Origin of the sequence: Haemophilus sp. SZY H8 (assembly GCF_018829755.1) — a bacterium.
GTDB lineage: Bacteria > Pseudomonadota > Gammaproteobacteria > Enterobacterales > Pasteurellaceae > Haemophilus > Haemophilus haemolyticus_K.
Map to the genome: position 1 here is coordinate 375,939 of NZ_JAHKJY010000002.1, position 13,250 is coordinate 389,188.

Genomic DNA, 13,250 nt, shown 5'->3' on the forward strand with positions numbered 1-13,250 from the left:
TAGTAAATAAAAAAAGTACGGCTATGTTTTGCCGTACTTTTTTATTAGTAGTAAACAAACTCCATCCATAATAAGAATATAAACGCAACATCACACTTTTATATTAGTTCTCCAGCAATCTTTCTCGCTAAATGATCAATTTCCAATACATCGTCAATATATTGAATAGATTGCGGTGTAATCTTCTCAATAGTACGCTCATTAATTTTTGCAATATCCATAAAACTAATTTGACGATCTAAAAATGCTTGTACAGCAATTTCATTAGCTGCATTCATTGCTGTTGTCGCATATTGACCCGCAGCAAAGGCATCAATAGCCAGTTTTAAATTTGGATAGCGATTAAAATTAGGTTCAATAAACGTCAGTTCTTTGATTTTAAAGAAATCGAGAGGTTCTACTCCTGCAAAAGTGCGGTGAGGATATGCCATAGTTTCTGCAATTGGTGTACGCATATCTGGATTTCCCATTTGAGCAATCACTGAGCCGTCAACATAACGTACCATAGAATGAATAATTGATTGTGGATGAATAATGACTTCCATTTCTTCCGCACTTGCGTTGAAAAGCCAACGAGCCTCAATGTATTCTAAGCCTTTATTCATCATGGTAGCTGAATCGACAGAGATTTTTTTACCCATAGACCAATTAGGGTGTGCAACCGCTTGTTCTGGTGTGATGTTGGTGAATTGTTCGAGTGGCGTGTAACGGAATGGCCCGCCAGACCCAGTGAGTATAATTTTACTTACACCTAATTCAGAAAGTGGGCAAAAACCAATTTTTTCTTGTGCTTCTGGCGGTAACGATTGAAAGATCGCATTATGTTCACTATCTACTGGTAAAAGCTTCGCACCATAGTTTTTTACGGCATCAATAAAAAGCTGTCCGCAGGTTACCAGAGATTCTTTATTTGCCAGTAATACCCTTTTACCAGTCTTAACTGCTGAAAGAGTCGGTAACAATCCTGCAGCACCAACAATCGATGCCATTATCTGATCGGCATCTGGATGTGCAGCTAGTTCACAAATAGCTTGTTGTCCTGCCAACACTTCTGTTGGAATATGATGTGCAATTAATTTCTCACGTAAAATTTTAGCCGCATTTACATCATCAAGCGCCACAAAGTTCGGTCGGAATTTTATGCATTGTTCAAACATTGCTTCTACATTTTTTCCGCCGACGAGTGCAAATGCATGATATTTCTGAGGGTTATTTTCGATAACAGAAAGGGTACTCTTACCGATTGATCCCGTTGAACCAAGAATGACAATGTTTTGTTTTTGCATAGAATCTTTACCGCACTTTTGTTGATTATATTTTCATTGGTACGTCTAAATTCGCATACCTAATAAAATAAAGGCAGACAAAACTGTCTGCCTTTCGCATTTTTTATGATTAGAAATCCATTAATTCTTTTTCTTTATCTGCTAATACTTCATCTACTTTTTTAATGTAAATATCTGTGATTTTTTGGATTTCTTCTTCTGCTTTATGTTGTTCGTTTTCGCTGATTTCTTTGTCTTTTAATAATGCTTTGATTTTATCATTTGCATCACGACGAACGTTACGCACCGCAACTTTACCTTGTTCACCCTCGCCTTTTACAATTTTGATTAAATCGCGACGACGTTCTTCCGTTAATGGCGGAAGTGGAACACGGATTGTGGTACCCGCTGAAGATGGGTTTAAACCCAAATCTGAGGTTAAAATTGCTTTTTCTACCGCAGAAATTAAAGAACGATCAAAAACAGTTACAGCTAAAGTACGCGCATCTTCTGCCACTACGTTTGCTAATTGGCGAAGTGGAGTTGCTGCACCATAATATTCAACTTGAATTGCATCAAGTAAACTCGGTTGTGCACGACCGGTACGGATTTTCGAAATATGGCCTTTTAATGCTTCAAGGCTTTTTTCCATACGATCTTGAGCATCTTTTTTAATTTGGTTAAGCATTACATTGTCCTTTTAATTGACGAAAGTTAAAACGCGGTGATTTTACTGGATTTTTGTCAATTTTTGAATACATTTATCAGCTTGAAAACAGATAAAAAATGACCGCACTTCAGTCACCCAAAGTGCGGTTAATATTTTTAGTATTTTTAGTTAAGCTTTAGGACCAGCAGCAATTAAAGCTTTGCCTTCTTCGTTAGTTGCATATTTAACAAAGTTTTTCACAAAACGACCAGCTAAGTCTTCAGCTTTTGATTGCCATTGTGCTTTATCTGCGTAAGTATCGCGAGGATCCAAGATTGCAGAATCTACACCTGGTAATGCTTTAGGAATTGCTAAGTTGAAGATTGGCAATTCACCCATTTCAGCTTTTTCAATTGAGCCATCTAAGATTGCATCAATGATTCCACGAGTATCTTTGATTGAGATACGTTTGCCTGTACCATTCCAACCAGTATTCACTAAGTAAGCTTCAGCACCAGCTGCTTGCATACGTTTTACTAACACTTCTGCATATTGAGTTGGGTGAAGGGTTAAGAACGCTGCACCGAAACATGCTGAGAAAGTTGGAGTTGGTTCAGTAATACCACGTTCAGTCCCTGCTAATTTCGCAGTGAAACCTGATAAGAAGTAGTATTTAGTTTGTTCTGGTGTCAATTTAGATACTGGTGGTAATACGCCAAATGCATCTGCAGTTAAGAAAATAACTTTAGTTGCGTGACCTGCACGAGAAACTGGTTTTACAATGTTATCGATGTGATAAATTGGGTAAGACACGCGAGTATTTTCTGTTTTTGAACCGTCATCAAAATCAACAGAACCATCGGCACGAACAACCACGTTTTCTAATAATGCATCGCGACGGATAGCGCGGTAAATATCTGGTTCATTTTCTTCTGAAAGGTGAATGGTTTTCGCATAGCAACCACCTTCAAAGTTAAAGATACCAACATCATCCCAACCGTGCTCATCATCACCGATTAATTCACGTTTTGGATCGGTTGAAAGGGTTGTTTTACCTGTGCCAGATAAGCCGAAGAAGATTGCTACATCGCCATCTTTACCAACGTTGGCTGAGCAGTGCATTGCGCCAACACCTTTAAGTGGTAGGAAGTAGTTCATCATTGAGAACATTCCTTTTTTCATTTCACCGCCGTACCAAGTACCACCGATTAATTGAATGCGCTCAGTTAAGTTGAAAGCAACGAAGTTTTCTGAATTTAAACCTTGTTCTTTCCAGTTTGGATTAGTTACTTTAGAACCGTTCATTACAACAAAATCAGGTTCAAAGTTTTTAAGTTGTTCTTCAGTTGGGCGAATGAACATATTTTTCACAAAATGTGCTTGCCATGCAACTTCAGTTACAATACGTACCGCAATACGGTCGTGTTCGCTAGCGCCACAGAAACCATCAACCACAAATAAGCGTTTACGAGAAAGTTGGTTAGTCACCAAGTCTTTTAAGCTTTGCCATGTAGCTTGGTTCATTGGTTTGTTGTCATTTTTCGCTGCTTCAGATGTCCACCAAACAGTATCTTTGGTTTTTTCATCTAATACGATATATTTATCTTTTGGTGAACGGCCAGTGAAGATACCAGTATCTACAGCTACTGCACCAGTCGTAGTTAAAGTACCTTTTTCAAAGCCTCCTAAACCTGGATTGGTTTCTTCTTCGAACAATTGCTCGTAGCTTGGATTGTAGACAACTTCTTTTACGTCATAAATGCCTAGAGCTTCAAGTTCTTTTACTACTTTGTTTAAGTCTGTCATAAGTCACCTCTAATATTTAAGATTAAAATTTAACTGTCGCCTATTCTAAAGAATGTCAATGCAAAAAAATGTTAACTAGATCTCATTTTTGAAAAATCATGGCTTTTTATTACCTATTTTTAGGTGTATTTATGATATAGATCAAAAATCCCGACATGGCGTCGGGATTGTTTTTAAAGTTTTGTTGATTTTAATTTTCCAATTGCTTCTTTATTAAAGAAGTAGTGTGTACCACAGCACTCACATTGCATATCAATACTGCCTTTATGCTCGGCTAATATTTCGTCAATTTCTTCATCGGAGATGAGCAGTAATGCAGAACCAGAACGCTCTGCAGAGCAGCCACAGAAAAATTGTACATCTTGTGCTGGATAAAGATTGACGGTTTCTTCGTGATATAAACGATAGAGTAACTCTTCTGCAGGGAGACCAAATAATTCTTCATCTTTTACTGTTGCTGCGAGCGTAGTTAAATGCTCAAAATCTTCTGGTGTACCAGAACCATCAGGCATAATTTGTAATAACATACCTGCTGCCACTGGCTTTCCTTCATATTCTCCAGTACGAATAATTAATTGAGTTTGAAGCTGTTCTGAGCGTACAAAATAATCTTCTAAGCATTCAGTGATCGTTGGTTTATCCAGGCTAATTACACCTTGATAGCGTTCTCCTTCTTTTGGTGCAATAGTAATGACCAATACGCCTTTGCCAATCATATTGTGCAGACTCATATTTTCAGTGATGTTGCCATCCACTCGAGCAAGGGCGCGGATTTGTTGTTGATCATTGCCATTTACTAATGCTAAGCGTAATGGACCATCGCCTTGAATTTGTACGGTGATATTGCCGTCAAATTTTAGTGTGGCAGTAAGCAAATTAGTCGCTACCATCATTTCACCCAATAAATCCTGTACTGCTTTCGGATAGTGATGGGTATTTAATGTATCAGTGAATGTTTTATTTAAGCGAACCCATTCCCCACGAACCGCACGATTTTGGAAAAGATAACGGTAAAGCTTGTCATTGTCTTGAATATGTTTTTCCTGTTCTGTCATTAACTATTTCTCATCGATAATACATTGAAAAATATGCGGTAATTTTGCATACTTCTATGAGTTTAAACCTCAATAACTATATCCTAGTCTCTAAAATTATTAAATTGGAATGGTTGGCCTAATTCAGCGCCTTTAACAAGTTGAATGACAGCCTGTAAGTCATCGCGTGACTTACCTGTCACACGTACTTGCTCACCTTGAATTTGAGTTTGAACTTTGATTTTAGAATCTTTTACTAATTTAGTAATTTTCTTCGCCATCTCCGTTTCAATCCCCTGTTTAAGTTTGATTTCTTTACTATAAAGTTTACCGTGGTGTTCGCTTTCTGCTGGAATATCTAAAGAGCTGTGCTCAATACCACGTTTAATACAAGATCCAATTAAAATCTCAATTAATTGTTCAAGTTGGAAATCAGATTCTGTGGTAATTTTAATCGTTTCATTTTTTTCATTTAATTCAATTACTGCTTCTACACCACGAAAATCATAACGCGTGCTAAGCACACGGTTGGCATTTTCCACGGCATTACGGACTTCGTGTAAAGTGATTTCAGAAACAATATCAAAAGATGGCATAGTCTTCTCCCATTTTATTAAATTCTATCATTAGCACTTAAAAGGCATAAAAGTGCGGTTAAGTCGGCGAAGTTTACCACAATTTGCGCTTGTTGTTGCACTTTAGGTTTAGCATGAAACGCAACACCTAACCCAGCTACGTTCATCATTGCCAAATCATTTGCACCATCACCAATAGCAATAGAATGTTGTGAATCAATACTGTATTCCTCTAACAAACGTTGTAATGTTTTAGCTTTATATTGGGCATCAACCACATCGCCTTTAACTAAGCCAGTGAGTTTTCCATCTTCAATATCAAACTGATTGGATGCAGCAAAATCAAGCTGCAATAAGGCTTTCAAATAATCCGCAAAATAAGTAAATCCGCCTGAAGCAATTGCGGTTTTCCAACCATATTTCTGTAAGGTTTGGATCGTTTCAACTAATCCAGGCATTAGCGGTAAATGCTCTCTAACTTGCTGCAAAATGCTTTCTGGCGCACCTTTTAATGTCCCCACTCGACGACGCAAACTTTGCTCGAAATCTAATTCACCTCTCATTGCGCTTTCCGTAATCGCAGAAACAAGTTCACCAACACCTGCTAGTTTCGCAATTTCATCAATACACTCAATTTGAATCGCGGTAGAATCCATATCCATCACCAATAACCCAGCTTGAGACAATTTAGGGCTAAAATCTAATTTAGCTATATCTACTTCAACATCATGAGCAAAGTTAACAAACTCAGCAAACCACTGGCCTTTTAATAAAACGACAATATTTTGCTCCACCATCCAAACATCAAAAATCTGAAAATTTTGACCGCACTTTTGTTGAAATTTTTCCAGCTTAGTCATGTCCAACTTTGTGCCGTATAAGATAAAAGGTTCCCCATTCTGTATAGGCTCCTCGTTAACTAAAAGTGCGGTAGGAAGTTGTGGGTATTTTTGTGTAATGCTTTCGAAACGTTGAATTTGCATAAAAATCCTGTAAATTGTGGCGACTGAAAAGATTTTAACCGATGTGAGTTGAAAAAGTGCAAATAATTAAAGAAAAACTAATCAAATCAACCATGCTTGCAACGATTATTGTGCTAAGCCTAACTGCACTTGGCGTTATCTTATTTGGTGTGAAGCAATTTAAGCTGAGTTCACAATTTGCTAGCGTAAACCAAGTGGCGAACATCTCACATATTTTGGTTCGTCAACAAGCCAATTTATTTTCAGTTTTACTTACAAACAATGCCAAAACAGAGCAATTAACGGATAATCTTGATCAAATAGTCAAAGAAGACTTTATTTTAGATGCAAGCTTATATGATGGCGAAGGAAAATTACTGGCTCAAAGTCGCGAGACTCGCAATTCACCCGATGAAAATAACCAACAAATTGTGGAGCCACTTTACGCCCAAAGCGGCATTAAAGGATTTTTACGCGTCACTATTGATGCGCAATATACGCAATCTAACCAATCAAAAATTAATCAGATTTTTCACCAATTATATGGTGAACTCATTATTGTCTTTTTACTTGGCGCGCTGATGGCAAGCTCTATTCATTATTTTTTAAGTCACTATCGACGGACTTACCGCAAATCCAAAGAGAAAAAAAGTGCGGTAAATTTGAAAGTAAAATCGAGTAGCGCGCGTTTTCACCAGCGTCGCCGTAGAATTTGATTATTGTCACAAACTATTAAATTGAGTGCGGATTTTTGCTAAATTTCCTTCAGAAATAAGGTAGAATGCGCAAGATTATTTTTTCAAAGCGAATTATAACAGGAGAACAAAATGGCAACTCGTAGACAATTAGCCAATGCAATTCGTTTCTTATCAATGGATGCTGTGCAAAAAGCTAAATCTGGTCACCCTGGTGCACCAATGGGGATGGCGGATATTGCTGAAGTATTATGGCGCGACTTTTTAAAACACAATCCGACCAATCCTAAATGGGCTGACCGAGATCGTTTTGTACTTTCTAACGGCCATGGTTCTATGTTGATTTATAGCCTTTTACATTTAACTGGCTATGATCTTTCTATCGAAGATTTAAAACAATTCCGTCAATTACATTCTAAAACCCCAGGTCACCCAGAATATGGTTATGCGCCAGGTGTTGAAACCACAACAGGTCCATTAGGCCAAGGTATCACTAATGCGGTGGGTATGGCGATTGCTGAGAAAACCTTAGCAGGTCAATTTAACCGTGAAGGTCATGAAATCGTTGATCACCACACTTACGTGTTCTTAGGCGATGGCTGTTTAATGGAAGGGATTTCTCACGAGGCTTGCTCTTTAGCAGGAACATTAGGCCTAGGTAAATTAATCGCATTCTACGATGACAACAACATTTCAATTGATGGTCATGTAGATGGTTGGTTCAGCGATGATACCGCAGCACGCTTTGAAGCTTATGGCTGGCAAGTAATCCGTAATGTGGATGGCCATGATGCAGAACAAATTCGTCAGGCTGTTGTACTTGCACAATCAGAAAAAGAAAAACCGACTTTAATTATTTGTAAAACGATCATTGGTTTCGGTTCACCAAATAAATCAGCGTCACACGATTGTCACGGTGCACCATTAGGCGATGAAGAAATTGCATTGACCCGCAAAGCCTTAAACTGGGATTACGCACCATTTGAAATTCCGGCTGAATATTATGCTGAATGGTCTGCAAAAGAGAAAGGAGCTGCAGCAGAAAAATCTTGGGAAGAAAAATTTGCTGCTTATGCAAAAGCATATCCAGAACTTGCCGCAGAATTTACACGTCGTGTAAACGGTGAATTACCAGCAAACTGGGCGGCAGAATCTAAAGCGTTCATTGAAAAATTACAAGCAAATCCAGCGAGTATTGCAAGCCGTAAAGCATCACAAAATGCAATCGAAGCATATGCTCATGTGTTACCTGAATTCTTAGGTGGTTCTGCAGACTTAGCAAGCTCTAACTTAACGTTATGGAGTGGTTCTAAACCGATTCGTGCGCATGAAAACGTAGGTGGTAACTACATCAACTACGGTGTTCGTGAATTTGGTATGTCTGCCATTATGAACGGTATTGCCTTGCACGGCGGTTTCATTCCTTACGGCGCAACCTTCTTAATGTTCTACGAATATGCACACAATGCGGTGCGTATGGCTTCATTAATGAAACAACGCTCATTATTCGTTTATACTCACGACTCTATCGGTTTAGGTGAAGATGGTCCAACTCACCAACCTGTGGAACAAACTGCATCACTACGCTTAATTCCAAACCTTGAAACATGGCGCCCATGTGACCAAGTGGAATCAGCCATTGCATGGCAACAAGCGGTTGAACGTCAAGATGGTCCAAGTGCGTTAATTTTCACTCGTCAAAATCTTGCACAAATGGACCGCACTTCTGCACAATTAGATGCCGTTAAACGTGGCGCTTATGTATTAAAAGACTGCGAAGGTACACCTGAATTAATTTTCATCGCGACAGGTTCTGAAGTGGAATTAGCAGTGAAAGCAGCGGATGTATTAACCGGTGAAGGTAAAAAAGTACGTGTCGTTTCTATGCCAAGCACTAACCGTTTTGATAAACAAGATGCAGCGTACCGTGAAAGCGTATTACCTGCAGCAGTAACTAAACGTGTTGCGATTGAAGCGGGTATTGCCGACTTCTGGTATAAATACGTTGGCTTTGAAGGTCATGTGGTAGGCATGAATAGCTTCGGCGAATCAGCACCTGCTGATCAATTATTCAAACTCTTTGGTTTCACTGTTGAAAACGTGGTAGAGAAAGCGAAAGAGATTTTATAATTCCCTCATGATAAAAAGCGGTCAGCAAAAACTGGCCGCTTTTGATTTTCCTAAACTTCATATCAAATAGCAATATTTCCAAAATTATGTCAAAATTCATTGCATTTTGCGGATCGGTATTCATCATTTATTTTTGACCGCACTTTTAAGGAATCCACATGACTGTACCAACCTTATATCAGTGGCCTAAAGCCGAATTGATTTATCCTGATAGACCTAATAAATCTTATGCAGCAAAACGTTTACGTTATCGTCTTCGTTCACTCTTACATTGTCAAACAATAAAAAAATTTGAAGCCTTCGTTAATCAAACTCCAGTTCTGATTAGCTTGCTAACACAACGTCCCAATTATAGCTATCCCTTAGTTCATCGTTTTTTAGATAAACGTTTCAATACCCAAAAACGTTTATCAACCATTTGTGATAATTTTCTATTTGTACCACAAAAATTATCAAACCTATCTCCTTCTATTTTGGAAACCCCCATTTCTTTTGGTGAAATTATTCCTGATTTTGAATTGCTATTCATGCTAAGCAATCACCAACCCATGGAAGGTTTTTGGACATTAGAGTTACGTTATAAACCCACTGATGCTGAAGTTTATCTACTCACATTTGGGAAGTTAGAGGAGGCATTGCTTATTGCTGTTGTGCAAGGCCCCAAATTTTGAAGGCGCTAAAGAAATGGTAAAACAACTCACTAAAACTTGCCACGGATTACGCCCAGCCTATCTAATGGTTGAAATAATGAAATCGCTCACAAAAATATTAGGCTATGACAAACTTTATGGTATTCCTCAAAAATACCAAAATAAGTCTCGCTTTGTTCAAAGTAAACATTTCGTGGTTGATTATGACGCCATATTTTCAGAAGCTGGTGGTGAACGAAAAAATTATTGGATGTTACCTCTTATTAGAGATACAAACCTAGACGATGTTCCAAGTAAAAAACGCTCAATGTATCGTAAACGCTATGCTATTTTAGATGAAATTGAAACCACACTTAAAAATAAACTTCAAATGTAAATCTTCCGTGCAGATCAATGTCTGCACCTATTTTTTCTATTGAAAAATTTTTCCTTTTCGTCATAAATTTATGCTATCGTAGCTGAGATTATTTATTCCATTTCATTTGAATAGGAGAGACTGATGACAACTCAATTAGATTCACTTCGTAATATGACCGTTGTGGTTGCTGATACTGGCGATATTGAGGCCATAAAAAAATACCAACCACAAGATGCGACAACTAACCCATCTTTAATTTTAAGTGCATCTGCCCTACCACAATATTCACCACTTATTGACGAAGCTGTTTCTTACGCGAAAGCACAAAGCAATGACAAATCCCAACAACTCATCGATGCAGAAGATAAATTAGCGGTAAACATTGGTTTAGAAATTTTAAAAATCGTTCCAGGACGTATTTCTACTGAAGTGGATGCCCGTCTTTCTTATGACACGCAAGCAACGGTTGAAAAAGCACGTAAATTAATTGCACTTTACAATGCTGCTGGTATTTCAAATGATCGCATTCTGATCAAAATTGCATCAACATGGCAAGGAATTCGTGCTGCAGAAATCCTTGAAAAAGAAGGCATCAACTGTAACTTAACCTTATTATTCTCTGAAGCTCAAGCTCGTGCTTGTGCAGAAGCAGGCGTTTACTTAATTTCTCCATTCGTAGGCCGTATTTTAGACTGGTACAAAGCAAACTCCGATAAAAAAGAATATGCGCCAGCAGAAGACCCAGGTGTTATTTCTGTTACCAAAATCTATAATTACTACAAAGAATATGGCTACAACACCGTTGTGATGGGCGCAAGCTTCCGTAATGTAGGCGAAATTACTGAACTTGCAGGTTGCGATCGTTTAACCATTGCACCGGCATTGCTGAAAGAATTACAAGAAAATTCAACCGCACTTGTACGTAAACTAGAATACAAAGGCGAAGTAAAAGCGAAACCACAACCTCTTACTGAAGCTGAATTCTATTGGCAACATAATAGCGATGCGATGGCAGTAGAAAAATTAGCAGATGGTATTCGCAAATTTGCTGTTGACCAAGAAAAATTGGAAACCATGCTTTCAGCAAAACTTTAGTTGCATGAAAGTGCTAACATATCTTTATGTCAAAACTCGCCATATATGTATGGCGAGTTTTTTATTGAGAAATTAAAAATGAATTATTTCTGTATTGTTTCTTCTCTATCTTGATGTAAATCATCCTCATCGATTAACAATTCTGCCGTTTCATCATTTAAAGCCTGAGCATCAGCATGAGGTTTAATAAAAGGTTTTGGCGTCCAATACTTTTTCACAATTTCATTAGAAAAACCATGCAGAACTTCCTCATTTAGACGTTCTTGATCCAATGCTCGCACTTCTTTAATGACTTCATCAGCCTCAATCTTATCAATGCCAAGTTTCATCAATGTTGCTTGGCTAAGCGCAATGGCGGATTCAAAAGTTTCACGCACAATAAAGTCCACATCTTGCTTAATTAGGCTCACGGTCGTTTTTCTATCATAAGTGCGGGTTAAAATCGGCAAGTTTGGATAAGCCCCTTTAAGTTGGCTCACAATCGTTTCAATGCGATCTGTATCATTAATACCAATCACCACACATTTAGCTTTTTCAATTCCAGCGGCGTAAAGTACATCCAAACGAATACCATCACCATAATAGACTTTAAAACCAAATTTTGCCGCAGCACGGATATTTTCTATATTACGATCAATCACTGAAACGCTGATGCCACGGATTAATAATGTTTGACATACGATCTGGCTAAAACGCCCAAAACCAATTACAAGCACGTTATCTTCTAAATCATCAATAGGCGACAGATCGCTCGTATCTGGTTGAGTCGCCGATTTTCTCTCTCCACATTGCGCTAATTTACGAGTAATTTGTGTAATAAATGGAGAAAACAACATGGAAATAATTACCGCTGCAGTAAAAGTAGCGTTTTCATGGTTGCTCATTACGCCTGCTGTTGTTGCGGCAGAGAAAAGTACGAAAGCAAATTCACCACCGTGCGCCAAGAGTGACATTCTTCCTACTGCTTCTCTATGTTCTAAGCGAGTGATTCGGGCAACGACATAAACGGAAAGCCCTTTGCCAATAATGTAAAGAAATACAATTCCGAGTAGTAATAACCAGTGATTAAACACTAACATCAAATCCAATGACATCCCCACGCCCATAAAAAACAGGCCAAGCAATAAACCACGAAATGGCTCGATATCCGCTTCTAATTGATGGCGGAACGAAGACTCTGACAGCATAACGCCCGCTACAAATGCCCCCATTGCCATTGAAAGTCCACCTATTTCCATGGCTAATGCCGCGCCAAGTACAACTAATAAAGCGGCTGCTGTCATCATCTCGCGAATATGTGCTTTAGAAATTAATCGGAATAACGGATTCATTAACCATTTACCCGCAACAATCAAGCCGATTACCGCGCCTAATGCGATGCCGATTGACATCCAATCGGTATGAGTGCTTTCTTCAGAATGAGGCGCAAGAAACGCCACTGATGCCAATAATGGTACAATAGCAATATCTTCAAAAATTAAAGTCGAAATAATTCGCTGACCTTTAGATGTGCTGGTAATACAACGTTCTTCCAAAGTTTGCATCACAATAGCAGTTGAAGAAAGTGTAAATCCCATGCCTGCTATAAACGCGACTTCTTTCGGTAAATCGAGCAAATAAATTCCAGCTAAAGTAAGTAATGCACCACAGCATCCCACTTGCAAAAAACCACGTACAAAAATTGCTTTTCTCATTGCCCAAAGGCGTTCAGGGTGCATTTCAAGACCAATAATAAATAAAAACATTACCACCCCAAGTTCAGCCAAATGCACAACTGCAGCAGGATCTTGAATTATGCCAAATACAGAAGGCCCAATTAGACAACCAGCCACCAAATAACCTAACACACTACCAAGACCAAGGTGTTTAAATAGTGGCACAATGGTTACACTGGAAGCGAGTAAAATAACGGTTTTGATGAGTTCATGGTTAGCTAGATGCTCAATAGTATTCGACATAAAAACGCTCAATAAAACTGAAATGTAGCTTGTATTTTAGCCTGTTTTATTGAAATAAAGAACACATCAATTA

At 38.4% G+C, this 13,250-nt stretch carries 10 protein-coding genes and 1 pseudogene; 4 read left to right on the plus strand and 7 right to left on the minus strand.

Annotated features, from left to right (window positions below; all coding sequences use genetic code 11):
- Nucleotides 1-98: 98 nt before the first annotated feature.
- From ispC to serB, 6 genes are all read right to left on the minus strand, one after another.
- Nucleotides 99-1,286, minus strand: coding sequence for a 1-deoxy-D-xylulose-5-phosphate reductoisomerase (ispC, locus tag KKW16_RS04870; RefSeq protein ID WP_215767990.1), 1,188 nt, complete (start codon nt 1,284-1,286; stop codon nt 99-101).
- Between the two features lie 109 nt (nt 1,287-1,395).
- Complete coding sequence (frr, locus tag KKW16_RS04875) at nt 1,396-1,953, minus strand: ribosome recycling factor (RefSeq protein WP_005632773.1); 558 nt, start codon at nt 1,951-1,953, stop codon at nt 1,396-1,398.
- 150 nt (nt 1,954-2,103) lie between these two features.
- A complete protein-coding gene (pckA, locus tag KKW16_RS04880; protein ID WP_065265416.1) occupies nt 2,104-3,720 on the minus strand; it encodes a phosphoenolpyruvate carboxykinase (ATP) in 1,617 nt (538 codons plus the stop codon).
- Nucleotides 3,721-3,893: 173 nt separating this feature from the next.
- Nucleotides 3,894-4,775, minus strand: a complete 882-nt coding sequence (gene hslO / locus KKW16_RS04885) for an Hsp33 family molecular chaperone HslO (RefSeq protein ID WP_065265417.1) — start codon at nt 4,773-4,775, stop codon at nt 3,894-3,896.
- Between the two features lie 83 nt (nt 4,776-4,858).
- Nucleotides 4,859-5,350, minus strand: a complete 492-nt coding sequence (locus tag KKW16_RS04890) for a YajQ family cyclic di-GMP-binding protein (protein WP_005629625.1) — start codon at nt 5,348-5,350, stop codon at nt 4,859-4,861.
- Nucleotides 5,351-5,367: 17 nt separating this feature from the next.
- The gene (gene serB / locus KKW16_RS04895) at nt 5,368-6,312 is read right to left on the minus strand and encodes a phosphoserine phosphatase (RefSeq protein ID WP_065265418.1); all 945 of its coding nucleotides are present in this window, start codon (nt 6,310-6,312) and stop codon (nt 5,368-5,370) included.
- 56 nt (nt 6,313-6,368) lie between these two features.
- Between serB and KKW16_RS04900 the strand changes: the two genes are divergently transcribed.
- From KKW16_RS04900 to tal, 4 genes and pseudogenes are all read left to right on the plus strand, one after another.
- Nucleotides 6,369-7,007 carry a YtjB family periplasmic protein gene (locus tag KKW16_RS04900; protein ID WP_065265419.1) on the plus strand — a complete coding sequence of 213 codons (639 nt, stop codon included), beginning with the start codon at nt 6,369-6,371 and terminating at the stop codon, nt 7,005-7,007.
- A gap of 111 nt (nt 7,008-7,118) precedes the next feature.
- Complete coding sequence (gene tkt, locus KKW16_RS04905) at nt 7,119-9,116, plus strand: transketolase (protein ID WP_065265420.1); 1,998 nt, start codon at nt 7,119-7,121, stop codon at nt 9,114-9,116.
- A 158-nt stretch (nt 9,117-9,274) separates the two neighbouring features.
- Nucleotides 9,275-10,142, plus strand: a pseudogene (locus KKW16_RS04910) (VirK/YbjX family protein).
- Nucleotides 10,143-10,265: 123 nt separating this feature from the next.
- A complete protein-coding gene (gene tal / locus KKW16_RS04915; protein ID WP_065265422.1) occupies nt 10,266-11,219 on the plus strand; it encodes a transaldolase in 954 nt (317 codons plus the stop codon).
- A gap of 83 nt (nt 11,220-11,302) precedes the next feature.
- Here the strand turns inward: tal and KKW16_RS04920 are convergent, their stop codons facing one another.
- Nucleotides 11,303-13,165, minus strand: a complete 1,863-nt coding sequence (locus tag KKW16_RS04920; protein WP_140449886.1) for a monovalent cation:proton antiporter-2 (CPA2) family protein — start codon at nt 13,163-13,165, stop codon at nt 11,303-11,305.
- Between the last annotated feature and the right edge of the window lie 85 nt (nt 13,166-13,250).